We start from the raw sequence: 26,698 nt of genomic DNA on the forward strand, positions 1-26,698 counted from the left end.
CCCTGGTAGGAGCTGCCGAAGGCTGCGATCTTTTGATCTTGCCTTTGAAAAAATCAAAATCAAAAGATCGCAGCCTGCGGCAGCTCCTACAGGGGATCTGTGGGGTATCGGCCTCTTGGGTCTGGAGTTAAGACCCAAGTGACCGGTGGAGTTCCTCAGGCCAGGCCCAAAACCTTGAAAACAAATGCGTATTCGAGCGCTACGTCACGTAATCCCTGATAACGCCCGCTCATCCCGCCATGCCCGGCGCCCAGTTCAGTCTTGAGCAGCAGTACATTGTTGTCGGTCTTGGTCGCGCGCAGTTTCGCCACCCACTTGGCCGCTTCCCAGTACTGCACGCGGCTGTCGTTGTAGCCGGCGATTACCAGCGTTGCAGGATAATCCTGCGCGCTGACGTTTTCGTACGGCGCGTAAGCCTTGATCCGCTCGTAAACCTCCGGCTCTTCAGGATTGCCCCATTCGTCATATTCAGTGACGGTCAGCGGCAGATCCGGATCGAGCATGGTGTTGAGCACGTCGACGAATGGCACTTCGGCAATCGCCACGCCGAACAGATCCGGACGCTGGTTGAGCACTGCACCGATGAGCAGGCCGCCGGCGCTGCCACCGCTTATCGCCAGTTTTTCAGCTGTGGTAATGCCGTTGAGGATCAGAAATTCGGCACAGGCAATGAAGTCGCTGAAGGTGTTGTGCTTGTGCTCCTGCTTACCAGCGCGGTACCAGGCCTCGCCCAACTCACCGCCGCCGCGCACATGAGCAATGGCGAAGGCCATGCCTCGATCCAGAAGACTCAGACGGGCATGTGAGAACCACGGATCAAGGCTCGAACCGTAAGCGCCATAACCGTACAGATACAGCGGCACCGGTTTGCCGACCATTTCGCGCTTCATCACCAGACTGATCGGCACTTGCGTGCCGTCCGGCGCGGTCGCCCACAGGCGCTGGCTGACGTAAGCGTCGGCGTCGAACGGGCCGAGTACCGGGGTTTCTTTCAACACCGCTTGTTCGCCGCTGGCGAGGATAAGTTGGCGAACCTGTGCCGGACGATTCAACGCTTCGTAGCGCAGACGAATGCGGTCGCTCGCAAATTCCAGACTGTTTTGTACATAGAGGCTGTAGGCCGCATCCGGCAGTTGCACGCGATAAGGCGTCAGACCGTGTGGGTGAACTTCGATAATCGGCAGTCCACCTTCGCGCAGGCTCAGGGTCATCGCCTCGGTGTTAAGGCTGACGCCGTCAAGCATCACCGTGTCGCTGTGGGGGATCAGGTTCTGCCAGTCGGCTTCGGTCGGCGCGATGCCGGTGTCCGGGGCCTGATACAGGGCGTAGTTGATGCCGTCGCGGTTGGTGCGGATGAACCACGTCCACACGCCATCGAGCAGGCCGTGATCGACATCGTATTCATGATCTTCGACCCGTGGCGCCAGGCAGGTGAACGGCAGGTGCGGTTGATTGGCATCGAGCGCCCAGACTTCGCTGGTGGTCTTGCTGCCCAGCGACAGCAGCAATTGCTGCTCGGAACTGGAACGGTAGCAGTGCAGGAAGAAACGCCCGTCCGGCTCATGGAAAACTTCTTCGGCCGCAGTGCCGTCGAGGCGATAACGGAACAGTTTGTGTGGGCGGTGGGTATCGTCGAGTACGCCGAAAAACAGGGTCAGGCTGTCATTGGCCCAGGTCATGCTGCCGTCGCAGTCTTGAAATTCCAGTTCGCTGATCTTGTCGTTGGACAGTTCCTTGACGAACAGCGTGTAGATCTCATCGCCCGAGGTGTCGACGCTGTAGGCCAAACGTTGATGGTCCGGGCTGATGCTGAACGCGCCCAGCGAGAAGAACCCGCCGTTGGCCAGCTCATTCGGATCGAGCAGCAGTTGCTCGCGGCTCTCATCGAGGGTCAGGCTGTCGTCCGCCGGACGCGGGCAGCGGTAGTGCCGGGCGTATTCGTCGCCCGCCGTGGTGCGCGTGTAATACAGGTACGGGCCCCATGGGGAGGGCAGGGACAGGTCGGTTTCGAGAATCCGGCCCTTGATCTCTTCGAACAGGGTTTCACGCAGTTCGGCCTGATCGGCGGTTTGCGCCTCCTGCCAGGCGTTTTCGGCCTTGAGGTAATCGAGCACCGCGTCGGTGTCGCGCTCCTGCAGCCAGGCATACGGGTCGGCACCGGCGGCCTTGCGGGCGATCGGGGCACTGATGACGTTGGCGGATTGGGGCATGGAAGGCTCTCGGACAAATTACGGAATAGGAGTTTCGCAGCGCTTGAAACCGTCGCAGGCCCCTGTGGGAGCGAGCCTGCTCGCGAAAGCGGTGGGTCAGACAACAATGTTTCAACTGACAGTCCGTATTCGCGAGCAGGCTCGCTCCCACAGGTCGCATGTCTATTGGGACAAGCCGCACGGGCGAAAAGTCGTTACTATAAGCGCCTCTTTGCCTGCCTTGCCATGGACACCATGACCGAGAACGACTATCTGATCGCCTGGGGCCTCTACGCCTTTGCCGCTGTGGGCTGCCTGTTGGTATGGATGCGCCTGACTACCTGGATGTGGCGCTGGTTGCGCGAGCCGCTGCGTGTGTTGATGGCGGTGTTGCTGTTCAGCCCGACCATCATTGACCCGGTCAAGGAAAAAGTCGCGCCGGCCATCGCCATCACCGCGCTGGATCTGGCCTTCAAGGTCGGCAACAACGCCTGGCGTGCAGTCTCCGATCTGTTCATGTACGGCATGATCGCTTTCGGCATCTACTTGATTTTCGTGCTGATCCGCTTCCCGCTCGAACGTGCTTCGAAGGCGCGCCGGGAACAAGCCGAAGCCGCCAAGGCCGCCGCGCGTGCCGATGACCGCGATGACGATCAACCGTTTGGCGGCGCCGGTGATGACCGTTACGGTCGCCCGCCAGTACCGAACAATCCGCAGCGCATGCGGGTCGAGCCGCGTCTGTAACCCGAGAGTCCGCACATGTGTGAATTACTGGGCATGAGTGCCAACGTGCCGACCGATATCGTGTTCAGCTTCACCGGCCTGATGCAGCGCGGCGGCCGTACCGGCCCGCACCGCGACGGCTGGGGCATCGCCTTCTATGAAGGCCGTGGCTTGCGTCTGTTTCAGGACCCGGCGGCGAGTAGCGAGTCGGAAGTCGCCAATCTGGTGCAGCGTTATCCGATCAAAAGCGAAGTGGTCATCGGCCACATCCGCCAGGCCAACGTCGGCAAGGTCTGCCTGTCCAACACCCACCCGTTCGTCCGCGAACTGTGGGGGCGCAACTGGTGCTTCGCACACAACGGCCAGCTCGCCGATTTCACCCCGATCAAAAGCTTTTACCGCCCGGTCGGCGATACCGACAGCGAGGCGGCTTTCTGCGATTTGCTAAACCGCGTGCGTGCAGCATTCCCGGAACCGGTCGATATAGAAGAGCTGTTGCCGGATCTGGTCGCTGCGTGCGCCGAATACCGCAGCAAAGGCGTGTTCAACTGCCTGCTCAGCGATGGCGACTGGCTGTTCTGCTATTGCTCGACCAAACTCGCACAGATCACCCGGCGCGCACCGTTTGGCCCGGCACGCTTGAAGGACGTCGATGTCATCGTCGATTTCCAGGCGGAAACCACGCCCAACGACGTAGTCACGGTGATCGCCACCGAGCCTTTGACCGAAAACGAAACCTGGTCCCGCTACGAGCCGGGCCAATGGAGCCTGTGGCGACGCGGCGAATGTGTCAGCCAAGGCAAGACCGAATAAGGATCTATCCCTGATGTTGCTCAGTTATGTACGGCTGGTGTTGTTTGCGGTGGGCCTGCTGATCGGTGTCCAGGTGCCGGGCTTCATCAACGATTACGCGAAGCGGGTCGAGGCGCATCTGATCGAGGCGCAGATGGGCCTGCGCGGGTTTCAGGGCACCGCAGAGCAGTTCTTCAAGGGCGATATGCAGGCGCTGGTCGCGCATTATCGTGCCAGTGAAGACCCGGTGTTTCGCAGCGACGCCGACAGCCTGAGCACTATGCTCAGCCGTCAGATCGCGCTGGACAAGCAGTTCCAGGCGATGCAAGGGCCGTGGTACATCCGCTTCCTGCAAGTCGTGCTGGCGGCTGATCCGGATATCCGCAAGGAAACCTGGAATGGCTACAGCTACCAGATTCTGCTGACCCCGGAAGCGATGATCTGGGGCATGAGCGGCGCGTTGCTGCTGTCGTTCGGGATTGAGTGCCTGTTCCGCTTGATCGACTGGGTCGTACTCGGTGGCCGGCGTCTGCGCCAGAGCCGGCCGATCGAAGACCGCGACGTGCGCGGCCTCTGAGATCAGCGCAGTAAGGATCGTTCCCACGCTCTGCGTGGTAATGCCTCATCGGACGCTCCGCGTTCGGCTTTCGAGGGACGCGGAGCGTCCCGGGCTGCATTCCCACGCGGAGCGCAGGAACGATCAACTTAACGCGATGTAGTCCTTGCCCACCTTGTGCGCATACCCCGCCAGCACCTGCTGACACAGCGTCACAATCTCCTCGACCCACTCAACCCCCACCCGCCACGACACCACCACCTGCAGATTCGGTGGCCGTTGATCAATGGCCAACAACGTCAATTCCCCCCGCGCCAATTCCTCAGCCACCAACACCGGTGGCAGCACACCAATCCCAAATCCATCACGCAATAACCGGGTAATCGCCGACACCGAGTTCACGCAATTCAAGCGTGGCGCGAGTACGCCACTGGCTTGCATCAAAGCCAACAGGTCCTGATGCGGCCGGGAGTTTTTCGAGTAAGTGATGATCCGCTCCTGCGCCAGTTCGGCGAGGTCGGCGTAATCGCGGTTGTAGATCGAATTACTGGCGACAATCCAGCCCAGCGGATGGCTGGCCAGCTCCAGACTGCGCACGCTTTCATGGCGGATCAGATCGGTTTGCAGAACGATGTCGAGAAAGCCTTTTTGCAACTGATCACAGAGGTTCAGTGAGGTATCCGCCACCAGCTCGATTTCCACCCGAGGGTACAGATCGGTCATCTGTGCCACCAACGGGCTGAGCCAGGTGTGGATTACCGTGTCCATCACGCCAATGCGCACGCGGCCGACTTTGCTCGAGCGGGTCTCGATCGACTGTTTCAGCGCTGACATGGTGTCGAGCATCTGCTCGGCGTACTCCAGCACTTTCAGGCCTTCGGGCGTCAGGCTGACACCGCGTGAATCGCGCAAAAACAGCTTCACCCCCAGCTCACCTTCCAGTACCGCGATGCGGCTGGAAATCGAGGCCTGGGTGGTGAACAGCTTGTCGGCGGTCAGGCGAAAACTCTTCAGTCGGGCGACCCAGACAAAGGTCTCGAGAAACTTCAGGTTCATGGGCAAGGCTCGGGTGACAAATTTTTCTTATGGCTAAGGCGGGTTTTTATTCGTTGGACGCAGCAGGGCCGCGCGACGAAAAATCGACGCATCCGGTCCCCACGATAGGCGTCGTCGGGGCTACGAACAAGACCAATAAAAAACCTGCGGAGATAAGCCATGCGTGCTCCCGACACCCTAGAAGTACCCAAGGCAACGGCGCGTCCGGGGCCGTTCGACTGGTATCGCAACATCAACCAGCAGGAGCGTCGCACGTTCTGGAGCTGCAAGATCGGCTACGGTCTGGACGGCATGGACACGCAAATGCTCAGTTTCGTCGTGCCGACGCTGATTGCGATGTGGGGCATCACCACCGGCGAAGCGGGACTGATTCACACCAGTACTTTGATCGCTTCGGCCATCGGCGGCTGGGTCGCCGGGATCCTTTCCGACCGCATCGGTCGCGTGCGCACCCTGCAACTGACGGTGCTGTGGTTCGCCTTCTTCACCTTCCTCTGCGGCTTCGCGCAAAACTACGAACAACTGCTGATCGCGCGGACGTTGATGGGCTTCGGTTTTGGCGGCGAATGGACTGCCGGTGCGGTGCTGATCGGCGAGGTGATTCGCGCCAAGGATCGCGGCAAAGCAGTGGGCATGGTGCAATCCGGGTGGGCACTGGGCTGGGGGCTGACGGCGATTTTGTATGCGCTGCTGTTTTCCGTGTTGCCGCCGGAAGATGCCTGGCGCGCATTGTTCATCCTTGGCATCGTGCCGGCGATTTTCGTGATTTTCGTCCGTCGACTGGTGAAAGATCCGGAGATCTACCGCGAGGCTAAAGCCCAACAAACGCCGGAGAATCAATCGAAGTTCTACGAGATCTTCGCGCCGGGCATGCTTTTCACCACGTTCCGCGCTTCGCTGCTGACCACGGGCGCGCTGGGCGGGTATTACGCGATCACTTCCTGGCTGCCGACCTTTCTGAAAAACGAGCGCGGTTTGAGCGTACTCGGCACGGGCGGTTATCTGGCGATGGTGATTGTCGGGTCTTACGTCGGTTATGTGATCAGCGCCTATCTGACCGACCTGCTGGGACGAAAAAAGAACTTCATCCTGTTCGCGGTCGGCTCGTTCACTATCGTTCTGCTCTATACGCAGCTGCCGGTGAGCAACAGCGTGATGCTGTGGCTGGGCTTCCCGCTGGGCTTCTTCGCCTCGGGGATTTTCAGTGGCATGGGCGCGTTTCTGACCGAACTGTTTCCTACGCGAATTCGCGGTTCGGGGCAGGGCTTTTGCTACAACATCGGTCGGGCGCTGGCGGCCTTGTTTCCGCTGCTGATCGGTCTGCTCAGCCAGAAAGTACCGTTGAGCGTGGGCATTGGCGCCTTTGCGGCGGTGTCTTACGGCGTGGTGATTATCGCGGCATTGAGCCTGCCGGAAACCCGTGGCAAGCAACTCGATGCGCAGTAACTGATAACCTGCCAAGCACAGTCCTACAGATAAAAAGACAAGTACCTACAGGAGTGTTCACCGTGAGCCGCCTGCTATTGAATTGCGACATTGGCGAGAGCTTCGGCAGTTGGACCATGGGTCTGGATGCCGAGGTCATGCCCTTCATCGATTGCGCCAACGTGGCCTGCGGCTTCCACGCCGGCGACCCGAGCATCATGCGCAAGACCGTCAGCCTGGCGTTGAGCCACGGCGTGCAGATCGGTGCGCACCCGGCCTATCAGGATCTGGTCGGTTTCGGCCGCCGCTCCATGGCGTATTCGGCGCAAGAACTGCAAGACATCCTGCATTATCAGATCGGCGCGCTCGACGGCATTTGCAAGGCCCAGGGCGGGCGCGTCAGTTACGTCAAACCTCACGGCGCGATGTACAACGACATGATGGCCAACCCGGCGCAATTGCGTGCAGTGATTCAGGCGGTGGCCGCTTACGACCGCAGCCTGCCCTTGATGCTGATGGCCACCCGCGATAACTCCGCCGCGCAGCAGATCGGCGATGAGTATGGTGTGACCCTGTGGTTTGAAGCCTTCGCCGATCGCGCCTACGACAGCGCCGGCAAACTGGTTTCACGACAACTGCCGGGCGCGGTACATCACGACCCAGAAAAAATCATCGAGCAAGCCCTGACCATTGCCCGTGGCGACAACCTCACCGCCAGCGACGGCAGCGCATTGCGTCTGCATGCCAACACCCTCTGCGTACACGGCGACAACGCCAGTTCGGTGGCCGCCGTGCAACGCATTTGCGAAGCCTTGAATCAGCAGAGCGCCTCATGAACCCAAGGATTGAAGTGGTGGCACTGGATTGCCTGATGCTGCGTCTGTTCGATGAAATCGCCGAAGCCAACATGCCGTGGATGCTCGCTGCCAGTGAGCGTTTGCGTGCGGTATTCGGTGAGCAACTCATCGATCTGGTGCCGTCTTATACGACGTTGATGGTGCATTACGATTTGACCGCACTGAGTCCGAGTCAGGCGCGGGAATTGATCGCCGAAGCGTTGATCGATCTGTCACCGAATGCGCAAACCGCTGGCCAATGCCATGTGCTGCCGGTCTGGTATGACTTGAGCGTCGGCCCTGAGTTGAGCTTGCTCGCCGAGCGCAGCGGTCTGGCTGTGGCCGAGGTGATCCGGCGGCACAGTGCGCGGGAATATCAGGTGTTCGCCCTGGGTTTTGCGCCGGGCTTCGCCTTTATGGGGCTGGTCGAAGAGATTCTGGCCGCGCCACGTCTGAGTACGCCACGCAAAAAAGTCGCTGCCGGTAGCGTCGGCATTGCCGAACGGCAGACGGCGGCTTACCCCGTGGTCTCTCCCGGCGGCTGGAACCTGATCGGCCGCACCCCGGCCAAGTTGTTCGACCGCAATCGCGATGGCTACAGCCTGATGCAACCCGGCGACACGGTGCGATTCGAAGCGGTCAGTCACGCCGAGTTCGTCAGTCTGGGCGGCGATGACACGCCACTGGAGGTGCAGGCATGAGCCGACTGACGATTGAAGCGAGTACACCGCTCTGTCTGTTGCAGGATGCAGGACGTTTCGGCGTGCGCCATCTGGGCGTTACCCAGGGCGGCGCCGCGGATTGGTGTTCGATGAGCTGGGCCAACTGGTTGCTGGGCAACGGACTGGATGTGCCGGTAATCGAAATCACGCTTGGCGGGTTTGCCGTAGTCGCTGAAGACGATTGTTTGCTGGCACTGGCCGGAGCTGATCTTGGCGCGCAGATCGACGGTCAGCCGCTGGCGCCGTGGCGCAGTTTCAAGTTGGGTAAAGGACAGAAGTTGCTGTTCACGCAACCGTTGCTCGGTGCCCGGGCTTATCTGGCGGCGCCCGGCGGCTTCGAAGCCCCCAAGGTCTTGGGCAGCAGCGCGACAGTGGTGCGCGAAGAGTTCGGTGGTCTGGATGGCTTGGGCGTGCCGCTGGTGAAGGGGGCGACGCTGAGTTATCGCGGTGAATCGCTGTTGCTGCGCGAAGTGCCTTTGGCGTTACGGCCGGATTTGCAATCGAATGCACCGCTGGATCTGGTACTCGGCGCGCAGATCGGCCAGTTCAGCGGACAGAGTCTGTTTGACGTGTTCAACACGGCTTGGACGCTGGACAGTCGCGCTGATCGCATGGGCATTCGCTTGTTGGGCAGCGTCTTGCACTATCAGGGGCAACCGATGATTTCAGAAGGAATTCCTCTCGGTGCGGTGCAGGTGCCGCCGGACGGGCAGCCGATCGTCTTGCTCAATGATCGCCAGACCATTGGTGGTTATCCACGGTTGGGCGCGTTGACGCCTTTGGCGCTGGCGAGGCTGGCGCAGCGTCTGCCGGGTGACAAGGTGTGCTTCACACCGGTCATGCAAGAGCGTGCATGGCAGGACCATATCAACTACCTGAAATCCTACTTGTAATTGACCGTATTTCGGACTGAAGACCGAGACGTTTCCTGACACTTTGGTAAGTCGCCCTACATCACGCGTCGAGAGGGTGTGGAACTATCGGTCTTCATCTTTTACAAGGAAGTTACAGATGCGTTTTATGAAAGTGATGGCCCGGTCAGAGGGCGAGTGTGCGAACCGTGTCGATGGGCACATTGTCGGTTTTTATGAGGATGTGGGCAGCGTGCCGGTTTATCGGGCGAGCATCGATCGTTTCTACAATGTGCAACGACTGGACGCCGAACATGCCGGTGATCAGGACATCGTTGCGCGTATCGAGACACTCATGTCCACCGCAACGGTCGACATGATGCGTATGTTTCAATGGAATCACCGCACAGAGGCAAGTGGGCAATCCATGGAGCTGATTGCTGAGGGGGAAGGCTGCGAAACGGAGGCGACCCGGGTCAGGTTTCGTTTTCTGTCCCCAGAGGGCGAGATGAAGAATGAGGTGATCCTGAGTCCTGAAGCGGACATTGAAAAAAATCGCAGGGTAGCGCTGGAAAATGGTGGGGCGAAAGTTCTCGCCAAAGGGAAGAAAAAACGCCGTGGGCAAAAAACGACTGCTGTCGGCCCCGCGATTCTCGACACCTCTTTCATGGACCGGCTCTGCAAGTCTTATCTCGCGACAGGTTGGTAAATCCGCGAGCCTGAAAGGCAGCCGCTTTCATGCGGTTTGCCTTTCAGTATTTACCTTTGCAATCTTACTTGGACAAAAACCGCATGCCTTCCTCAAGCCCGCGCAACGTCAACGGATACATCTGATCCTCGATCAAATCCCGCACGATGTTGGTCGACGAGGTATAGCCCCAGGTATCTTTTGGATACGGATTGATCCAGATGAGCTTCTTGTACTTCTCCATGAAGCGCTGCATCCACACGTAGCCCGGTTCTTCGTTCCAGTGCTCGACACTGCCGCCGGCCTGGGTGATTTCATAAGGTGCCATGGCGGCGTCACCGATGAAGATCACTTTGTAGTCGGCGCCGTACTTGTGCAGCAGATCCTGAGTCGAAGTGCGCTCCGACGTGCGGCGCATGTTGTTCTTCCACACCGATTCGTAAATGAAGTTGTGGAAGTAGAAGTACTCCAGATGCTTGAACTCGGTCTTGCACGCTGAGAACAGCTCCTCGCAGATCTTCACGTGGGCGTCCATCGAGCCGCCGATATCGAACAGCAGCAACAGCTTTACGGTGTTGCGCCGCTCCGGGCGCATCTGGATGTTCAGCAGACCGGCGTCCTTGGCGGTGTGGTCGATGGTGCCGTCGATGTCCAGCTCTTCTGCCGCGCCTTGGCGGGCGAATTTGCGCAGTCGGCGCAGGGCGACTTTGATATTGCGCGTGCCCAGTTCCACCGAGTCATCGAGGTTCTTGTACTCGCGCTGATCCCAGACTTTTACCGCTTTACCCTGACGCTTGCCGGCATCGCCGACTCGAATGCCTTCCGGGTTGAAGCCGCCGGAACCGAACGGGCTGGTGCCGCCGGTGCCGATCCACTTGTTGCCGCCGGCATGGCGTTCCTTCTGCTCTTCCAGACGCTTCTTGAACTCTTCGATCAGCTTGTCCAGGCCACCGAGGGACTGGATCTGCGCACGTTCCTCATCCGTCAGCGAACGCTCGAACTCCTTGCGCAGCCAGTCTTCGGGAATCAGCGCCTGCAAATGATCGTCGAGCTTTTCGAGGCCATTGAAGTAGGCGCCGAACGCGCGGTCGAACTTGTCGAAATGGCGTTCGTCCTTGACCAGAATCGCCCGCGACAAGTAATAAAACTCGTCCATGTCGGCGAAGGTCACGCGCTGTTTCAGCGCGTTGATCAGGTCGAGCAGCTCGCGCACCGACACCGGCACCTTGGCTGCACGCATTTCATTGAACAGGTTGAGCAACATGGCATCAGCCTCTTAGCGGGTGCCGCGACGGCTCATGAACGCCAGGCGTTCAAGCAGTTGCACGTCCTGTTCGTTCTTCACCAGAGCACCGGCCAGCGGCGGAATGGCTTTGGTCGGATCGCGCTCGCGCAGCACCGCTTCGCCGATGTTGTCGGCCATCAAAAGCTTCAGCCAGTCGACCAGTTCCGAGGTCGACGGCTTCTTCTTCAGGCCTGGCACCTTGCGCACATCGAAGAACACGTCCAGCGCTTCGCTGACCAGATCTTTCTTGATGTCCGGGTAGTGCACGTCGACGATTTTTTGCAGGGTGGTGCGGTCGGGGAAGGCGATGTAGTGGAAGAAGCAACGGCGCAGGAAAGCGTCCGGCAGCTCTTTTTCGTTGTTCGAAGTAATGATAATGATCGGGCGTTTTTTCGCCTTGATGGTCTCGTCGATCTCGTAAACGTAGAACTCCATCTTGTCGAGTTCTTGCAGCAAGTCGTTAGGAAACTCGATGTCGGCCTTGTCGATCTCGTCGATCAGCAGAATGACCCGCTCTTCGGACTCGAAAGCCTCCCAGAGCTTGCCTTTCTTCAAATAGTTGCGCACATCGTGGACTTTTTCAGTGCCCAGTTGCGAGTCGCGCAGACGGCTGACCGCATCGTACTCGTACAGGCCCTGATGAGCCTTGGTGGTGGACTTGATGTGCCAGGTAATCAGCTTGGCATTGAACGATTCGGCCAGTTGCTCGGCGAGCATGGTCTTGCCGGTGCCCGGCTCGCCCTTGACCAGCAGCGGCCGCTCCAGGGTGATGGCGGCGTTGACCGCCAGCTTCAGGTCATCGGTGGCGACGTAGGCCTGGGTGCCTTCGAACTTCATCTGCTAATCCTCGAACGGTAACGCCGACCTGATCGGGCAGGGCGGGGGCGAAATAATCGGATGCCCGACTATAGCGCGCAGGCCGGTCGACTGTGAACGCAGACGGGTTATTCAGTCTCTGAATGGGGCGTCACATGTTGACTCAGTCTCGGCCGATGGCCAGTATTCAGGCCTCGTTGATTTGGCGATAGCTTTCAGGTTGTCCACTGACTCTGTGGCGAGGGAGCTTGCTCCCGCTGAGCTGCGAAGCAGTCCCCCTATGCCCGGAGGCGCTGAATTGATGCTATCCATGAAACGACCACGCTTGGCGGCAGTTACTGCGCTCTCTGATAGCCGGCTTGCACTCTGCTTTGTTGATCGTCGATCGCTGACACTCGATTTGATTCGAGATATCCATACGTATAAGCAGTTGCAGCCATTGCTTGATCCCCAAGTCTTTGCGACTGCCATCTTGGGCGATAAAGGTTGGACCGTTGAATAGCCGGCCCCGGATATTCAGATTGGCGCCGATACTCTATATCTGGATGCTTTTCCAGAAATGAACCCTAACCCGCATCCGGCTTCGGCCGCTCATACCGCGCATTGAATGCCTTTACGAAACCATTGCGCAAAATCTGTAAAAAAGCTTCGAACGCGCTGATATTTTGCTGATGCACGTTGCCGCTGAGTTCGACCTTGGTGGCGAACTGGTTTTTGGCCTGGTTCTTCAGCACGGTTTCCGTGCCGCCGACCAGTGCCTCCCAGACCGAGCGGAAGATGCTCTTGTTGTTGTTTTCCACGTCCTGCTGCCAGTTGAACACTTCGACGTCGCGCAGCAGTGGTTTGATATAGCCGTTGACCTTGGCTTTTTTGGCTTGGGCTTCGATCACCACATCACCGTGGCCGGCGTTGAAGTCGAACTTGCCGTAGGCCGAGGCGAAGTCGTTCATTCGTTTGAGTTCGATGTCCTTGGCGCGCAGACGGAATTCGAAGTCTTCGAAGTTGCTCAGAGGGTCGAACGTTGCGGTGGTTTCCAGCGGTGCATGGCCCAGCAGCAGGGCTTTGCCTTCGAAGCGGGCGTCGCGTTTGCCCTGTTTGTCGACCACGTTGGTCAGGTTGTAGATGCTCGCGTCGACATTGGTCGCGTTCATGTTCACTGGAGGTTTTGAATTGAAGTTGCGGAAACTGATCTTGCCGTCGTGAATCTGTACTTCGTCGAGGGTTATCGGCAGCAACTTGCCCAGTTGCGCGCGCCAGTCGGTGCCTTGACCTGTTTGTGAGTTCTGTTTGTTAGCGCCACCATCGACGAAATTGACTTCAGGATTTACGAAACTCACCTGCGCCACGACGGCATGGTCGTACCACAGCGAATGCCAACTGACCGACAGATCGATCAACGGTGCGTCGACGAATGGCACCGGTACCTTGCCGTCGACCTTGACGATCTTCAGCCCATTGATCTTGTAAGCGCCGCGCCATAGGGCCAGGTCGACATCAGTGATCTGGCCCCGATAATCACCCATGTCCGCCAGCTTGCCGTTCAGGTAGTCACGCACCATGTAGGGCAGGGCGATGTGCAGCGCGATCAGCAACACAACGACGACGGCGAAAATCCCTAGTGGCCAACTGTAGCGACGCTTCATGACGGCAATTCCCTGACGATGTAAGCGATTGACTGTTACGTCGCGCAGACGTTCGACCCGACTGGACTGTGATGGGCAACAGGCATACCTTTGAAGGCTGAATTCAATGCTGCATAAGGACCCAGCCATGAGCCGTATTTTCGCTGACAACGCCCATTCCATCGGTAATACGCCGCTGGTGCAGATCAATCGCATCGCGCCACGTGGCGTGACCATTCTGGCCAAGATCGAGGGGCGCAACCCCGGTTATTCGGTCAAGTGCCGGATCGGCGCCAACATGATCTGGGACGCCGAAAGCAGCGGCAAACTCAAGCCGGGCATGACCATTGTCGAACCTACATCGGGTAATACGGGGATCGGTCTAGCCTTCGTTGCCGCCGCCCGTGGTTACAAATTGATGCTGACCATGCCGGCCTCGATGAGCATCGAACGTCGCAAGGTTCTCAAGGCTCTGGGCGCCGAACTGGTCTTGACCGAACCGGCCAAAGGCATGAAAGGCGCAATCGAGAAAGCCGCTGAAATCGTTGCCAGCGATGCTGACAAGTACTTCATGCCATCGCAGTTCGATAATCCGGCCAACCCGGCGATTCACGAAAAAACCACCGGTCCGGAAATCTGGAACGACACCGATGGTGCGGTGGATGTACTGGTGGCCGGCGTCGGCACCGGCGGAACCATCACCGGCGTTTCGCGGTATATCAAGAATACCCAAGGCAAGCCGATCCTGTCGGTGGCGGTGGAACCGGTTTCCTCGCCGGTGATCAGCCAGGCGCTGGCCGGTGAAGAGATCAAACCGAGCCCGCACAAGATTCAGGGCATCGGTGCCGGTTTTGTGCCGAAGAACCTGGATCTGTCGATGGTCGACCGGGTCGAGCAGGTCACCGACGACGAATCCAAGGCCATGGCGCTGCGCTTGATGCAGGAAGAAGGGATTTTGTGCGGCATATCCTGCGGTGCAGCGATGGCAGTAGCGGTGCGTCTGGCGGAGACGCCGGAAATGCAGGGCAAGACCATCGTCGTGATTCTGCCGGACTCGGGTGAGCGTTATCTGTCGAGCATGTTGTTCAGCGATCTGTTTACTGAGCAGGAGAACCAGCAGTAAAAGCAACATCAAAAGATCGTAGCCTTCGGCAGCTCCTGCATGATCGAGCAGGAGCTGTCTCAGGCTGCGATCTCTTGATCTCGATCAGCCGGGGTTCAGGATCGTTATGCTAATAAATGCTTTGTTGCGCAATTCTTAACACTGAATCTTGTGAAAGGCGGGTTTTGCCCGAAGCCGGTAGTGTTTATCATGGCCGGCTGCCATGCCGGGTAAAGGGCATTGCGCAGCGTTGTCTTTATTCAAGGAGTTGTTGATGACCTTTTCGTTTGCCGCCAAGGCGTTTGTGCTGCTGCTCTTTCTGGGCAGCACGCTCTATGTGCATTTGCGCGGCAAGGCGCGTTTGCCGGTTCTGCGTCAGTTCGTCAACCACTCGGCGCTGTTCGCTCCTTACAACGCCTTGATGTACCTGTTTTCCGGCGTGCCGTCGAAGCCGTATCTGGATCGCAGCAAATTCCCGGAACTGGACGTGCTGCGCGACAACTGGGAAACCATTCGCGACGAGGCCATGCACCTGTTCGACGAAGGCTATATTCGCGCGGCGGAAAAGAACAACGACGCCGGTTTCGGCTCGTTCTTCAAGAAGGGCTGGAAGCGTTTCTACCTCAAGTGGTACGACAAACCGCTGCCGTCGGCTGAAACCCTGTGCCCGAAAACCGTGGCGCTGGTCAGTGCGATTCCCAACGTCAAAGGCGCGATGTTCGCGCTATTGCCGGGTGGCAGCCACTTGAACCCGCATCGCGATCCGTTCGCCGGCTCCCTGCGTTATCACCTCGGCTTGTCGACGCCGAACTCCGACGATTGCCGGATTTTCGTCGATGGTCAGGTTTACGCCTGGCGTGACGGCGAAGACGTGATGTTCGACGAAACCTATGTGCACTGGGTCAAGAACGAAACCGACCAAACCCGCGTGATCCTGTTCTGCGACGTCGAGCGTCCGCTGAGCAACCGCCTCATGACCCGCATCAACCGCTCGATCAGCGCCTGGCTCGGCCGTGCCACCGCACCGCAGAACCTCGACGACGAGCGCGTCGGCGGGATCAACCAGGCCTACGCCTGGAGCAAGAGCTTCAGCGACAAATTCAGTGGAGTGGTCAAACAGTGGAAACGTCGTCATCCGAGGGCCTACCGCGTGATGCGACCGGTGCTGGCGGTGGTGGTGTTGACGTTGTTGGGGTATTGGCTGTTTGGTTGAGGCTGATTCGCAGGCAATAAAAAACCGCTCCTTGTGAGCGGTTTTTTATTGCCTGCGAATCAGCGCCGTCCAGCGAGAACGTTGGGTTCGTCTTCGATGCCTGTAATCAATAGCTGAAGAAAGCGCTGCTGATTGGCTGATAGCTCGGAGGAGATAAGCTTTTCGTCAGTTTTGATTGATCTTTTCTTAGTGGGGGATTTTTTCACAGATTTACGCATGTTCCCGCCCTCGTTGATCATTACTTGAACAGTTTTCACGATACTTTACTCTCCACTGCGAGGACAAGGCGGCCTTCAAAATCAAATTTGAAACCGAGTTTTGTATAAACAGGAATTGCTCCTGGTATCGGTTCCTGGACTTCAATGCACTTACTGCCGATTATTTGCGCAAACTCATCGATGGCCACCATCGACAAAAGCGCAATACGCTTTTTAAGCGGGTGAGGCACTCCGGGCCGCCCCTCCAATCGTACGATTCGAATTCGCTGGCGGCTTTTGTTCGGGTTGACAAAACACAGCCCGCACAGCTGTTCTTCAAACCAGATCGCGATATCCAGGGACAAAGGTTCTCGTGACTTCCATTCGGCAATCTCTCGCCAGCAAAAATGCGGATCATCCCAAAGCTCAAACGCACCTAGTGCTTTGGCATCGATAGGTTCAAAGCGTACTTTCGACAAGTCCTGTCCCGCTGGTAGCTGCAACAGAGCAGTGGCGATGCTTGCCTGCTTCCTGGCCAGCGACCGATACAACTGATAGCGCAGATAACTCGGTTCCCTTGGCATATGATTTCGAGCATTCCATGTCTCCCCATCGATAGATGTTGCGGTTGCTCAACAGCCTATTCAGCTCTCATGGATCTGTCCCTACTGGCCCTTTGTCCAAATCATTGCAATCGATGTCGCCCGCTGGTTATAGTCGGCGCTCGTGAGCCCCATGGTTCACCTTCCAGCCCTTCAAAAAAGATCTGCGCAAATGCCTGCATCCCTCATCAACGCGGTAGTCGGTTCAGCGGTCAACGCTGGCGTCGTGCCGTGCGGGAATCAGCAGCCCAAGCAGATCAGTCATTACCCTCCACCTGTCAGTAGCACGCCGGTGTGCGCAGTCGTATCACTGCCGGGCGTTGGCGTTTGGGGCTGATCGGCAGTTTTTGCTGACCCCTGCGCCCGCCAGAAAAACCTACTGAATTTCAGCTTCGGCTGAGTTGGCTATTTGCCTGACTACAGGTGGTATTCATGTTTGTCCTGTCGAAAAAATCCGCGCTCGCGGCCGCGTCCACGAGCCTGTTCGTTCTGCTGTGGAGCAGCGGCGCAATCTTCTCCAAATGGGGGCTGGCCCACGCGTCACCGTTTGCCTTTCTGTTGATTCGCTTTGTGATTGCCTTGTGCGGGCTGGTGCTGCTGGCGCCGTTGCTCAAGTTGAAGTTGCCCAAGGGCGGGCGGCCGATGTTGTTTGCGATTGCCACGGGCGTGGTGTTGTTGGGGGCCTATCAGATTTTTTATCTACTGGCGCTCAACACCAAAGTCACTCCGGGCGTGATGGCGACCATCATGGGCGTGCAGCCGATTCTCACCGTGGTGTTGATGGAGCGGCAGCGCTCGGCGAGCCGGATGTTCGGTCTGGCCCTGGGGTTGGCGGGCCTGATCATGGTGGTTTACCAAGGCATCGGCCTGGCCGGGATGTCCTGGGCGGGGATGCTGTTTGGTCTGCTGGCGCTGGCGAGCATGACGCTGGGCTCGATCATGCAGAAACGCATCACTGACAATCCCCTCGGCACACTGCCTGTGCAGTACCTGGCCGGGCTGTTGTTGTGCGGGATTTTCGCGCCGTTTCAGCCGTTCCACTTTGAACACAGCACAGGTTTCATCGTGCCGGTGTTGTGGATGGGGCTGGTGGTCTCGGTGCTGGCGACGCTGTTGCTGTATCGGTTGATTGCGCGGGGCAATCTAGTGAATGTCACCAGTCTGTTTTACCTGGTGCCAGCGGTGACGGCGGTGATGGACTATCTGATCTTCGGCAATCGCCTGGCGGCGTTGAGTGTGCTGGGGATGCTGTTGATTGTGGTCGGCCTGGCATTTGTGTTTCGTGAAAGGGGGTAACAGATCGTCAGGTGGCGGCTTTTAGTCCGCCGATCGCGAGCAGGCTCACTCCTACAGGGGAATGCATTCCAATTGTAGGAGTGAGCCTGCTCGCGATTGCCTTTTTGGCAACAGCACTAATTTATCGGGCCGGCACCTCAGCCGGTTTCACCACCGCCGGCTTCAACACCAGCCACAACGCCGCAGCAATCAACACCCCGCCATAAATGTGCGCCATCGACAACGGCTCATCCAGCAACAACGCCCCCCACAACACGCCGAACGGCGGAATCATGAAGGTCACGGTCATCGACTTCACCGGACCGATCGAGCTGAGCAGGCGGAAGTAAATGATGTAGGCGAACGCCGTGCAGCCAAGACCCAGGCCCAGCAGCGACAGCCAGACATTCCAGCCACCCCAACTGACCGGCGGTGCGGTGATCACGCTGTAGCCGAACAACGGCAACAGGAACAACGTTGCGCCGAGCATGCTGCCCAGTGCCGAGAGACGACTGTCCAGCCCGCCGGCCTGATCGAGCCAACGGCGCGCGAGGAAACCGGCAAAGCCATAGCAAGTGGTCGCGAGCAAGCAGGCGAGGGCGCCCAGCAACAGTTGCATGTCAAATGCCACGGGACCGGCGCGGGTCAGTACGCCAACACCGAACAGGCCGAGGAACACCCCGCCCAGTTTGGCTACGGTGAGTTTTTCACTGAAGAACACCCCGCCAATCAGCACGCCCATCAGCGGCGTGGTGGCATTGAAAATCGCCGAATAGCCGGCTGGCAGCACCTGAGCGGCGACCGAATACAGCGTCGCCGGAATTCCCGAGTTGATCACGCCCAGCAGCATCACGGTTTTCAGTTTGCCTTTGAAATCCCAGCGCACGCGCATCAACCCGAGGATCACCAGCAGGCCAACGGCCGCAATCGACACGCGAAAGAATCCGGTCGGGATCGTGCCAATCACCGGCGCGATAATGCGCATGAACAGAAAACTCGCGCCCCAGATGGCCGCCAGCGACAACATACGGAAAATATCGACAGGGCTCACGGCGGGTCTCCTTCCTTGATCGGGACGAGAGTGTTGCCGAGCGCCTTGCCGATGGCAACCGCTAATCGGGCAATTAAATCTTCCCGGCGCAGCTCCCTGAAAAAAAGCGTCGGCGTACACTTGCGCTTCGGATTTGGCCGAAATTGCACTTCACGCGCACACGCTTGCGTGACTAAGCTCAGGCACAGATTTCCACACCTAAGCCGAGGTCTTATCTATGTCGCAGCAATGGCCAGCCACCGACATCGCCCGGATGATCCTCGATGGCTTCGACGATTATCGCGAGCATTTCCGACGGATCACCGACGGCGCCCGTGAACGCTTCGAGCAGGCGCGCTGGCAGGAGACGCAAACGGCGTCGGCGGCGCGGATCAATCTCTATGAAGAAAAGGTCGGCGAAACCATCGCCCGTCTGCGCGAATACTTCGACGACGAAACGCTGATGAACGTCAGCTGCTGGCCGCTGGTGAAAAGCGCCTACATTAGCGTCATCGACCTGCGTTTCGACGATGAGCTGTCCGAGACCTGGTACAACTCGATTTTCTGCGGGCTGTTCAGTCACGACCTGATCAGCGACGGTTGCATGTTCATCCACACCACGCGCCCGAGCCTGCGCCGTGCCCGCGCCGCACAAACGCGCACCTACAAGCCGCAAGGGCAGTTGTCGGGAATGCTTGCGAGCATTTTTGCCGACTATCGTTTCAGCGAGGATTACGCTGATTTGCCGGGTGACTTGCTCCGGCTTGAAGCGCAACTGCGCGAGAACCTGCCGGACTGGGTGTGCAAGGATCCTGAGCTCAGCGTCGAGCTGTTTTCCTCGGTGCTGTACCGCAACAAGGGCGCGTATCTGGTCGGGCGCATCTACACCCGCGACGAGCAATGGCCGCTGGTGATCCCGCTGCTGCACCGCGAAGGGCGCGGGATTCAGATCGATGCGCTGATCACCGACGAAGCCGATGTGTCGATCATCTTCTCGTTCACCCGTTCGTACTTTATGGTCGACGTGCCGGTGCCGGCGGAATTCATCGGTTTCCTGCGGCGCATCTTGCCGGGCAAGCACATCGCCGAGCTGTACACCTCGATCGGCTTCTACAAACACGGCAAATCCGAGTTCTACCGGGCGCTGATCAATCATCTGGCCAACACCGATGACCAGTTCATCATGGCGCCGGGCGTGCGCGGCATGGTCATGAGCGTGTTCACCCTGCCGGGTTTCAACACTGTGTTCAAAATCATCAAAGACCGTTTTTCGCCGTCGAAAAACGTCGATCGCGCCACGGTGATCGAGAAGTATCGGCTGGTAAAAAGTGTCGATCGGGTAGGACGCATGGCCGATACCCAGGAGTTCGCCGACTTCCGTTTTCCGCTGAGCAAGTTCGATCCGGCGTGTCTTGAAGAACTGCTGGAGGTGGCGCCATCAACGGTGTCAGTCGAGGGCGAAACGGTGCTGATCCGTCACTGCTGGACCGAGCGGCGAATGACCCCGCTCAATCTGTATCTGGAGAACGCCAACGATGCACAGGTGCGCGAGGCGCTGGAGGATTACGGCCTGGCGATCAAGCAATTGGCGGCGGCGAACATCTTTCCCGGCGACATGTTGCTGAAGAATTTTGGCGTCACCCGGCATGGGCGTGTGGTGTTTTATGACTATGACGAAATCTGCTTTCTGACGGAGGCCAACTTCCGCCACATTCCTGCGCCGCGCACGCCCGAAGATGAGATGGCTTCGGAGCCGTGGTATTCGATCGGGCCGCTGGATGTGTTTCCCGAGGAGTTTCCGCCGTTTCTGTTTGCCGATTCGGGGCAACGCAAGTTGTTCGATCAGTTGCATGGCGAGTTGTATAACGCTGATTACTGGAAGAGCCTGCAGGAGGCGATTCGGGCGGGGAAGGTTATTGATGTCTTTCCGTATCGGCGTAAAGGCCTCGCCAACGAGTAGCTCTTTTAAAAGCCCCTCACCCCAGCCCTCTCCCGGAGGGAGAGGGGGCCGACCAAGGTGTCTCAAGTCGAGCGCCGACCTGAAAGAGCTTGGCGATTATGGATTCGGTGATGCACGTTCAGGTCGGTGAAACTGGCAAAGTTGACTCGGTCGGTCCCCTCTCCCCTTGGGAGAGGGCTAGGGTGAGGGTTGCAATCCCCCTGACACTCCAAACATCCCCCAAATCTGCGACAATCCGCCCCCTGCATAAATAGACGACCGAATTGCCTACCCGATGACCGACGAATCGCCCTCCATCGACAAACTGCTGAAAAACCTCGATCACGCCATGCTCGCCGACCGTCACCGGCTGCGGCGGCAGTTGCTTGAGCTGCGCAAGAAACCCGACGAGGCCAAACTGGCCCAGTGGGTGACGCGCATGCAGGCGTCCTGTGATCAAGTGCTGGCGCGCAAGGCCAGCCTGCCGGTGATTCGTTACGACGACAGTTTGCCGATTGCGGCCAAGCGCGACGAGATCAAGAAGGCACTGGAAAAACACCAGGTGCTGATCATCGCCGGCGAAACCGGCTCGGGCAAAACCACCCAGTTGCCGAAAATCTGTCTGGAAATCGGTCGCGGTCAGCACGGTCTGATCGGCCACACCCAGCCGCGTCGAATCGCAGCACGCAGCGTCGCCAGCCGGGTTGCCGAAGAACTCGCTACGCCGCTCGGTTCGCTGGTCGGCTATCAGGTGCGTTTCGAGGATCAGAGCGATTCCAACACCCTGATCAAACTGATGACCGACGGCATCCTGCTCGCGGAAACCCAGAATGATCGCTACCTCGAACGCTACGACACGATCATCGTCGACGAAGCCCACGAGCGCAGCCTCAACATCGATTTCCTGCTCGGTTACCTGAAAACCCTGCTGCCGCGTCGTCCGGATCTGAAAGTCATCATCACCTCGGCGACCATCGATCTGGAGCGTTTCTCCAAGCACTTCGATGACGCGCCGATTGTTGAAGTCTCCGGTCGTACCTTCCCGGTGGACACCTGGTATCGCCCGCTGACCCTGGAGCAGGACGAAGAGGGCAACCGTGTCGAGGATGACTTGACGGTGGATCAGGCGATCCTCGCTACCCTTGACGAAATCGCCGCTTACGAGCGCAGCGAGCGTCGTAGCCCCGGTGATGTGCTGGTGTTCTTGCCGGGCGAGCGCGAGATTCGTGACGCCGCCGACATGCTGCGCAAGGCGCAAATCAAACACACCGAAATCCTGCCGTTGTACGCGCGCCTGTCGCCGGCCGAACAGCAGCGGATTTTCCAGTCGCACCCGGGGCGTCGCGTGGTGCTGGCGACCAACGTCGCCGAGACTTCGCTGACCGTGCCGGGCATCCGTTACGTGATCGACAGCGGCACCGCGCGCATCAGCCGTTACAGCTACCGCGCCAAGGTGCAGCGTCTGCCGATCGAGGCGATTTCCCAAGCCAGTGCCAATCAGCGTAAAGGTCGCTGCGGCCGGGTCGAGCCGGGTATCTGCATTCGTTTGTACAGCGAGGAAGATTTCCTTGGCCGCCCGGAATTTACCGATCCGGAGATTCTGCGCACCAACCTCGCCGCGGTTATTTTGCAGATGCTGCATCTGCGTCTCGGCGAGATCACTGCATTCCCGTTTATCGAGCCGCCGGATGGCAAGGCGATCAGCGACGGTTTCAACCTGCTGCAAGAGCTCTCGGCGGTGGATCGCAACAGCCAGTTGACCCCGCTCGGTCGTCAACTTGCGCGCCTGCCGGTCGATCCGCGCATGGGCCGCATGCTGCTCGAAGCGGCCAGACTCGGCAGCCTGCAGGAAGTGCTGATCGTCGCCAGCGCCATGTCGATTCAAGACCCACGCGAGCGGCCGCCGGAGCGTCAGCAAGCGGCCGATCAGGCTCACGCACAGTGGAAGGATGTCGATTCGGATTTCGCCGGTCTGGTGAATCTGTGGCGTGGCTTTGAAGAGCAGCGCCAAGCTTTGACCGCCAGCCCGTTGCGCAACTGGTGCCGCAAGAACTTCCTCAACTACCTGCGTCTGCGCGAGTGGCGCGATTCCCATCGGCAGTTGAGCCTGATCTGCCGCGACATGCAGTTGAGCCTGAATAAAGAGCCAGCGGACTATCCGAAACTGCACAAAGCGGTGTTGGTCGGTCTGCTCAGCCAGATCGGTCAGAAAACCGAAGATGGCGATTACCTCGGCGCGCGTCAGCGACGTTTCTGGATTCATCCGTCGTCGGGCATCGGCAAAAAGCGCCCGCAATGGCTGATGACCGCCGAACTGGTGGAAACCACCAAGCTCTATGCGCGCATGGTCGCCAAGATCGACGCCGACTGGATCGAGCCGCTGGCCGGCCATCTGATCAAGAAAAACCATTTTGAACCGCATTGGGAGAAGAAGCGCGGACAGGTCGTGGCGTTCGAACAGATCACTTTGTTCGGGCTGATCGTGGTCGGCCGCCGGCCGGTGCATTACGGCCCGGTGGACCCGGTGGTTTCCCGTGAACTGTTCATCCGCGAAGGCTTGGTGCGCGGCGAAATTCAGTCAAAAGCCAAATGCCTGACGGCCAATCAGCGACTGCTGGAACAGCTCGACGAACTGGAAGCCAAGGCCCGTCGCCGCGATATTCTCGCCGACGAAGAAACCTTGTATGCGTTCTACGATGCACGGTTGCCAGCGGAGATCCACCAGACCGCAACCTTCGACAGTTGGTATCGAGTCAACAGCCAGAAGAACCCGCAACTGTTGATCATGCGTGAGGAAGACGTGCTGGCCCGCGAGGCCAGTGAAGTCACCGCGCGCGATTACCCGGACACGCTGCACATCGGCGATCTGGAACTGGCGCTGAGCTATCACTTTGAACCCAATCATCCGCGCGATGGCGTGACCCTGCGTGTGCCCGCACCGCTGCTGCCGATGCTGCCGCCGGAGCGTCTGGAGTGGCTGGTGCCAGGGATGATCGAAGCCAAGTGCATCGCCCTCGTGCGCAACCTGCCGAAAGCGCTGCGCAAGAACTTCGTGCCGGTGCCGGACTTCATCAAAGCCGCGTTGCAACGCATGACCTTTGCTGAGGGTTCGTTGCCGCAGGCACTGGGCCGCGAATTGTTGCGCATGACCGGCGCGCGGGTCAGCGATGAAGCGTGGGCAGAAGCCGAGCAAGGCGTCGAGGGGCATCTGCGGATGAACCTGGAAATCGTCGACGGCCAGGGCAAGTTCCTCGGCGAAGGCCGCGATCTGGCCGAACTGACCGCACGGTTTGCCGAAGCCAGTCAGGCCGCGTTGGCGGTGCCGCAGAGCGCGAAAAGTCAGCAGCCGGTGGAGGCCAAGGTCTTCGCGCCGGTGGCGGAAAAGACTCAGCAGAAGATCGCCGGGCTGTCGATGACGGTGTACCCGGCGCTTGTCGAAGAAAGCGGTACGGTCAAGGAAGGGCGCTTCTCCACCCCGGCCGAGGCCGAGTTCCAGCATCGTCGCGCCTTGCAGCGTTTGTTGATGCAACAACTGGCGGAGCCGGCCAAGTTCTTGCGCGGCAAGTTGCCGGGGCAGACCGAACTGGGTTTGCTCTATCGCGAGTTGGGTCGGGTTGATGCGCTGGTCGAAGACATTCTGCTGGCCAGTCTCGACAGCTGCATTCTCGAAGGCGAAGACCCGTTGCCGCGAGACGGTGCCGGGTTGGCGGCATTGGCCGAGCGCAAACGCGGCAACTGGACCGAGCACGCCGAGCGCGTGGCGCGCCTGACGCTGGAAATCCTCAAGTTGTGGCACGGTCTGCAAAAACGCTTCAAGGGCAAGATTGATCTGGCTCAGGCTGTGGCGCTGAACGACATCAAGCAGCAAATCAACAATCTGGTTTATCCGGGCTTTGTCCGCGAGACGCCGATGCAGTGGCTCAAAGAGCTGCCGCGTTACCTGAAAGCGGTCGAGCAGCGTTTCGAGAAACTCGGCGCGCAGGTGCAGAAGGATCGTGTCTGGAGCGGCGAACTCGCCGGCCTCTGGGCGCAATACCAGACCCGCGCAGCCAAACATGCGCAGGAAGGCAAACGCGATCCGCAGCTTGAGCTGTACCGCTGGTGGCTCGAGGAATACAGGGTGTCGCTGTTTGCCCAACAGTTGGGCACCAAAGTGCCGATTTCCGACAAGCGCCTGAACAAACAGTGGAGCCAGGTAGAACCCTGACCTCGAGCCATGCGCAATCCCCTGTGGGAGCGAGCCTGCTCGCGAAAGCAGAGTGTCAGTCAACGCAATAGCGACTGATACGACGCAATCGCGAGCAGGCTCGCTCCCACATTGGGATCTGGGTTGTGCTTGAGAAAGGCGCCAAAATCCTGCGTTTATGGCAAACTTCGCGACCATAAACACCGGTTTCGCGACCCAGAGCCTTCGGCCGTGGTGCGAGACGGAATAAAGCGATGCCAGGTTTGCGTCCCCCGGACGGGAATAGACCCTTTGTGTGTTGGTACGACGGTTCCAGCACTTTCTGCCTGAACAGATTAGAGAAACGACCATGCATAACGTCGTCATCAGCGGCACCGGCCTGTACACCCCGGCCAACAGCATCTCCAACGAAGAGCTGGTGCAGTCTTTCAATACCTACGTCGCCCAGTTCAATGCCGACAACGCCGATGCGATCGCCAGAGGCGAAGTCCAGGCCCTGACCGAATCCAGCGCTGCCTTCATCGAAAAAGCCTCGGGCATCAAGAGCCGCTTTGTCATGGACAAGGACGGCATCCTCGATCCGCAACGCATGGCTCCGCGCCTGCCAGAGCGTTCCAACGACGAATGGTCGGTGCTCTGCCAGATGGCCATTGGCGCTGCCGAACAAGCCTTGCAACGCGCCGGCAAAACCGCCGCTGACATCGACGGCGTCATCGTTGCCTGCTCCAACCTGCAGCGCGCCTACCCGGCCATCGCCATCGAAGTCCAGGAAGCCCTGGGCATTCAGGGTTTCGGTTTCGACATGAACGTGGCCTGCTCCTCGGCGACCTTCGGCATTCAGGCCGCGGCCAACAGCGTACAACTGGGCCAGGCCCGGGCGATCCTGATGGTCAACCCGGAAGTCTGCACCGGGCATCTGAACTTCCGTGACCGCGACAGCCACTTCATCTTCGGCGACGCCGCGACTGCGGTGATCATCGAACGCGCTGACACCGCTACGTCCAAATACCAGTTCGATGTGGTCAGCACCAAGCTGCTGACCAAGTTCTCCAACAACATCCGCAACAACTTCGGCTTCCTCAACCGCGCGGCGGAAGAGGGCATCGGTACCCGCGACAAACTGTTCGTGCAGGAAGGCCGCAAGGTGTTCAAGGATGTCTGCCCAATGGTTGCCGAGCTGATTGGCGAGCATCTGCAAGAGAACCAGCTCAACGTTGGCGACGTGAAGCGCTTCTGGCTGCACCAGGCCAACCTGAGCATGAACCACCTGATTGTGCGCAAACTGCTCGGCCGAGAGGCTACCGAAGAAGAAGCACCGGTAATCCTCGACACTTATGCCAACACCAGCTCCGCAGGTTCGGTGATTGCCTTCCACAAGTATCAGGATGATCTGGCGAGCGGCTCGCTGGCGGTGCTGAGTTCATTCGGCGCCGGCTATTCGATCGGCAGTGTGATTCTGCGCAAGCGTTGAAAATAGGTTTAATTTCTTCTTAATCGCGCTGACCTTTCCTACATCCGAATCGGCTCAAACGCTGTAATTTTTCGGAAATGGCGGCAGGTGAAGACCTGCCGCTGTCATTTTCGGAATCGGCA

Annotated in this window: 23 protein-coding genes; 15 read left to right on the forward strand and 8 right to left on the reverse strand. The window is 58.9% G+C overall.

Annotated elements, in window-relative coordinates; all coding sequences use genetic code 11:
• Positions 1-155 precede the first annotated feature (155 nt).
• A complete protein-coding gene (locus ACRRSD_RS22450) occupies positions 156-2,210 on the reverse strand; it encodes a S9 family peptidase (protein WP_435035406.1) in 2,055 nt (684 codons plus the stop codon).
• A 225-nt stretch (positions 2,211-2,435) separates the two neighbouring features.
• Between ACRRSD_RS22450 and ACRRSD_RS22455 the strand changes: the two genes are divergently transcribed.
• The 3 genes from ACRRSD_RS22455 to ACRRSD_RS22465 are packed head-to-tail and all read left to right on the forward strand — an operon-like array spanning position 2,436 to position 4,281.
• Positions 2,436-2,933 (forward strand): hypothetical protein, encoded by a 498-nt coding sequence (locus ACRRSD_RS22455; protein WP_038358408.1) that lies wholly within the window; start codon positions 2,436-2,438, stop codon positions 2,931-2,933.
• Positions 2,934-2,948: 15 nt separating this feature from the next.
• Positions 2,949-3,725: a class II glutamine amidotransferase gene (locus ACRRSD_RS22460; protein ID WP_435035407.1), complete on the forward strand. Its 777-nt coding sequence runs from the start codon at positions 2,949-2,951 to the stop codon at positions 3,723-3,725.
• A 13-nt stretch (positions 3,726-3,738) separates the two neighbouring features.
• Positions 3,739-4,281, forward strand: a complete 543-nt coding sequence (locus tag ACRRSD_RS22465; RefSeq protein WP_435035408.1) for a DUF2937 family protein — start codon at positions 3,739-3,741, stop codon at positions 4,279-4,281.
• Positions 4,282-4,404: 123 nt separating this feature from the next.
• Here the strand turns inward: ACRRSD_RS22465 and ACRRSD_RS22470 are convergent, their stop codons facing one another.
• The gene (locus ACRRSD_RS22470) at positions 4,405-5,316 is read right to left on the reverse strand and encodes a LysR family transcriptional regulator (protein ID WP_435035410.1); all 912 of its coding nucleotides are present in this window, start codon (positions 5,314-5,316) and stop codon (positions 4,405-4,407) included.
• A 159-nt stretch (positions 5,317-5,475) separates the two neighbouring features.
• Here ACRRSD_RS22470 and ACRRSD_RS22475 point away from each other — a divergent pair, with 159 nt between their 5' ends.
• The 5 genes from ACRRSD_RS22475 (at position 5,476) to ACRRSD_RS22495 (ending at position 9,859) form a co-directional block, all read left to right on the forward strand.
• The gene (locus ACRRSD_RS22475; RefSeq protein ID WP_435035412.1) at positions 5,476-6,762 is read left to right on the forward strand and encodes an MFS transporter; all 1,287 of its coding nucleotides are present in this window, start codon (positions 5,476-5,478) and stop codon (positions 6,760-6,762) included.
• Between the two features lie 62 nt (positions 6,763-6,824).
• Positions 6,825-7,577: a 5-oxoprolinase subunit PxpA gene (locus ACRRSD_RS22480; protein WP_435035413.1), complete on the forward strand. Its 753-nt coding sequence runs from the start codon at positions 6,825-6,827 to the stop codon at positions 7,575-7,577.
• Positions 7,574-8,278, forward strand: coding sequence for a 5-oxoprolinase subunit PxpB (gene pxpB, locus ACRRSD_RS22485; RefSeq protein WP_435035414.1), 705 nt, complete (start codon positions 7,574-7,576; stop codon positions 8,276-8,278). The genes ACRRSD_RS22480 and pxpB overlap by 4 nt, the downstream gene beginning before the upstream one ends.
• On the forward strand, positions 8,275-9,192 hold the full coding sequence (locus ACRRSD_RS22490; RefSeq protein WP_435035415.1) for a biotin-dependent carboxyltransferase family protein: 918 nt from the start codon (positions 8,275-8,277) through the stop codon (positions 9,190-9,192). The genes pxpB and ACRRSD_RS22490 overlap by 4 nt, the downstream gene beginning before the upstream one ends.
• A gap of 118 nt (positions 9,193-9,310) precedes the next feature.
• Positions 9,311-9,859, forward strand: coding sequence for a hypothetical protein (locus ACRRSD_RS22495; protein ID WP_435035417.1), 549 nt, complete (start codon positions 9,311-9,313; stop codon positions 9,857-9,859).
• 64 nt (positions 9,860-9,923) lie between these two features.
• On the opposite strand, the gene ACRRSD_RS22500 is transcribed toward ACRRSD_RS22495, so the two are convergent.
• The 3 genes from ACRRSD_RS22500 to ACRRSD_RS22510 form a co-directional block, all read right to left on the reverse strand.
• Positions 9,924-11,102: a vWA domain-containing protein gene (locus tag ACRRSD_RS22500; protein ID WP_007956512.1), complete on the reverse strand. Its 1,179-nt coding sequence runs from the start codon at positions 11,100-11,102 to the stop codon at positions 9,924-9,926.
• Positions 11,103-11,114: 12 nt separating this feature from the next.
• Positions 11,115-11,960 (reverse strand): AAA family ATPase, encoded by an 846-nt coding sequence (locus ACRRSD_RS22505; RefSeq protein WP_042558109.1) that lies wholly within the window; start codon positions 11,958-11,960, stop codon positions 11,115-11,117.
• 545 nt (positions 11,961-12,505) lie between these two features.
• A complete protein-coding gene (locus tag ACRRSD_RS22510) occupies positions 12,506-13,582 on the reverse strand; it encodes a DUF748 domain-containing protein (RefSeq protein ID WP_435035418.1) in 1,077 nt (358 codons plus the stop codon).
• Between the two features lie 127 nt (positions 13,583-13,709).
• Here ACRRSD_RS22510 and cysK point away from each other — a divergent pair, with 127 nt between their 5' ends.
• Together cysK and ACRRSD_RS22520 are read left to right on the forward strand one after the other, a co-directional pair.
• Positions 13,710-14,684, forward strand: coding sequence for a cysteine synthase A (gene cysK / locus ACRRSD_RS22515; protein ID WP_123465531.1), 975 nt, complete (start codon positions 13,710-13,712; stop codon positions 14,682-14,684).
• Between the two features lie 253 nt (positions 14,685-14,937).
• A complete protein-coding gene (locus ACRRSD_RS22520; RefSeq protein WP_435035420.1) occupies positions 14,938-15,876 on the forward strand; it encodes an aspartyl/asparaginyl beta-hydroxylase domain-containing protein in 939 nt (312 codons plus the stop codon).
• Between the two features lie 59 nt (positions 15,877-15,935).
• On the opposite strand, the gene ACRRSD_RS22525 is transcribed toward ACRRSD_RS22520, so the two are convergent.
• A complete protein-coding gene (locus ACRRSD_RS22525; RefSeq protein WP_435035421.1) occupies positions 15,936-16,133 on the reverse strand; it encodes a hypothetical protein in 198 nt (65 codons plus the stop codon).
• Positions 16,130-16,552 carry a hypothetical protein gene (locus tag ACRRSD_RS22530; RefSeq protein ID WP_435035422.1) on the reverse strand — a complete coding sequence of 141 codons (423 nt, stop codon included), beginning with the start codon at positions 16,550-16,552 and terminating at the stop codon, positions 16,130-16,132. Before ACRRSD_RS22530 ends, ACRRSD_RS22525 begins: the two co-directional genes overlap by 4 nt.
• A gap of 295 nt (positions 16,553-16,847) precedes the next feature.
• On the opposite strand from ACRRSD_RS22530, the gene ACRRSD_RS22535 reads away from it, so the two are divergent.
• Complete coding sequence (locus tag ACRRSD_RS22535; protein ID WP_435035424.1) at positions 16,848-17,012, forward strand: hypothetical protein; 165 nt, start codon at positions 16,848-16,850, stop codon at positions 17,010-17,012.
• 95 nt (positions 17,013-17,107) lie between these two features.
• Positions 17,108-17,971 (forward strand): DMT family transporter, encoded by an 864-nt coding sequence (locus ACRRSD_RS22540; protein WP_435035425.1) that lies wholly within the window; start codon positions 17,108-17,110, stop codon positions 17,969-17,971.
• A gap of 121 nt (positions 17,972-18,092) precedes the next feature.
• Here ACRRSD_RS22540 and ACRRSD_RS22545 read toward each other — a convergent pair whose 3' ends face one another.
• A complete protein-coding gene (locus ACRRSD_RS22545) occupies positions 18,093-19,001 on the reverse strand; it encodes a DMT family transporter (RefSeq protein ID WP_435035427.1) in 909 nt (302 codons plus the stop codon).
• Positions 19,002-19,218: 217 nt separating this feature from the next.
• Between ACRRSD_RS22545 and aceK the strand changes: the two genes are divergently transcribed.
• The 3 genes from aceK (at position 19,219) to ACRRSD_RS22560 (ending at position 26,576) form a co-directional block, all read left to right on the forward strand.
• Positions 19,219-20,940, forward strand: coding sequence for a bifunctional isocitrate dehydrogenase kinase/phosphatase (gene aceK / locus ACRRSD_RS22550; protein ID WP_435035428.1), 1,722 nt, complete (start codon positions 19,219-19,221; stop codon positions 20,938-20,940).
• A 274-nt stretch (positions 20,941-21,214) separates the two neighbouring features.
• Positions 21,215-25,126, forward strand: a complete 3,912-nt coding sequence (hrpA, locus tag ACRRSD_RS22555; RefSeq protein ID WP_435035430.1) for an ATP-dependent RNA helicase HrpA — start codon at positions 21,215-21,217, stop codon at positions 25,124-25,126.
• Between the two features lie 328 nt (positions 25,127-25,454).
• Positions 25,455-26,576, forward strand: a complete 1,122-nt coding sequence (locus ACRRSD_RS22560) for a beta-ketoacyl-ACP synthase III (RefSeq protein WP_435035431.1) — start codon at positions 25,455-25,457, stop codon at positions 26,574-26,576.
• Positions 26,577-26,698: the final 122 nt, after the last annotated feature.

Origin of the sequence: Pseudomonas neuropathica, from assembly GCF_051174785.1 — a bacterium.
Taxonomy (GTDB): domain Bacteria; phylum Pseudomonadota; class Gammaproteobacteria; order Pseudomonadales; family Pseudomonadaceae; genus Aquipseudomonas; species Aquipseudomonas neuropathica_A.

Coding starts and splice junctions, on each gene's coding strand:
- ACRRSD_RS22505 (WP_042558109.1), bottom strand. CDS start 11,960: ATGAAGTTCGAAGGCACCCAGGCCTACGTCGCCACCGATGACCTGAAG.
- ACRRSD_RS22535 (WP_435035424.1), top strand. CDS start 16,848: ATGCCTGCATCCCTCATCAACGCGGTAGTCGGTTCAGCGGTCAACGCT.
- aceK (WP_435035428.1), top strand. CDS start 19,219: ATGTCGCAGCAATGGCCAGCCACCGACATCGCCCGGATGATCCTCGAT.
- ACRRSD_RS22490 (WP_435035415.1), top strand. CDS start 8,275: ATGAGCCGACTGACGATTGAAGCGAGTACACCGCTCTGTCTGTTGCAG.
- hrpA (WP_435035430.1), top strand. CDS start 21,215: ATGACCGACGAATCGCCCTCCATCGACAAACTGCTGAAAAACCTCGAT.
- ACRRSD_RS22500 (WP_007956512.1), bottom strand. CDS start 11,102: ATGTTGCTCAACCTGTTCAATGAAATGCGTGCAGCCAAGGTGCCGGTG.
- ACRRSD_RS22450 (WP_435035406.1), bottom strand. CDS start 2,210: ATGCCCCAATCCGCCAACGTCATCAGTGCCCCGATCGCCCGCAAGGCC.
- cysK (WP_123465531.1), top strand. CDS start 13,710: ATGAGCCGTATTTTCGCTGACAACGCCCATTCCATCGGTAATACGCCG.
- ACRRSD_RS22540 (WP_435035425.1), top strand. CDS start 17,108: ATGTTTGTCCTGTCGAAAAAATCCGCGCTCGCGGCCGCGTCCACGAGC.
- ACRRSD_RS22465 (WP_435035408.1), top strand. CDS start 3,739: ATGTTGCTCAGTTATGTACGGCTGGTGTTGTTTGCGGTGGGCCTGCTG.
- ACRRSD_RS22560 (WP_435035431.1), top strand. CDS start 25,455: ATGCATAACGTCGTCATCAGCGGCACCGGCCTGTACACCCCGGCCAAC.
- ACRRSD_RS22460 (WP_435035407.1), top strand. CDS start 2,949: ATGTGTGAATTACTGGGCATGAGTGCCAACGTGCCGACCGATATCGTG.
- ACRRSD_RS22510 (WP_435035418.1), bottom strand. CDS start 13,582: ATGAAGCGTCGCTACAGTTGGCCACTAGGGATTTTCGCCGTCGTCGTT.
- ACRRSD_RS22520 (WP_435035420.1), top strand. CDS start 14,938: ATGACCTTTTCGTTTGCCGCCAAGGCGTTTGTGCTGCTGCTCTTTCTG.
- ACRRSD_RS22455 (WP_038358408.1), top strand. CDS start 2,436: ATGGACACCATGACCGAGAACGACTATCTGATCGCCTGGGGCCTCTAC.
- ACRRSD_RS22470 (WP_435035410.1), bottom strand. CDS start 5,316: ATGAACCTGAAGTTTCTCGAGACCTTTGTCTGGGTCGCCCGACTGAAG.
- ACRRSD_RS22475 (WP_435035412.1), top strand. CDS start 5,476: ATGCGTGCTCCCGACACCCTAGAAGTACCCAAGGCAACGGCGCGTCCG.
- pxpB (WP_435035414.1), top strand. CDS start 7,574: ATGAACCCAAGGATTGAAGTGGTGGCACTGGATTGCCTGATGCTGCGT.
- ACRRSD_RS22495 (WP_435035417.1), top strand. CDS start 9,311: ATGCGTTTTATGAAAGTGATGGCCCGGTCAGAGGGCGAGTGTGCGAAC.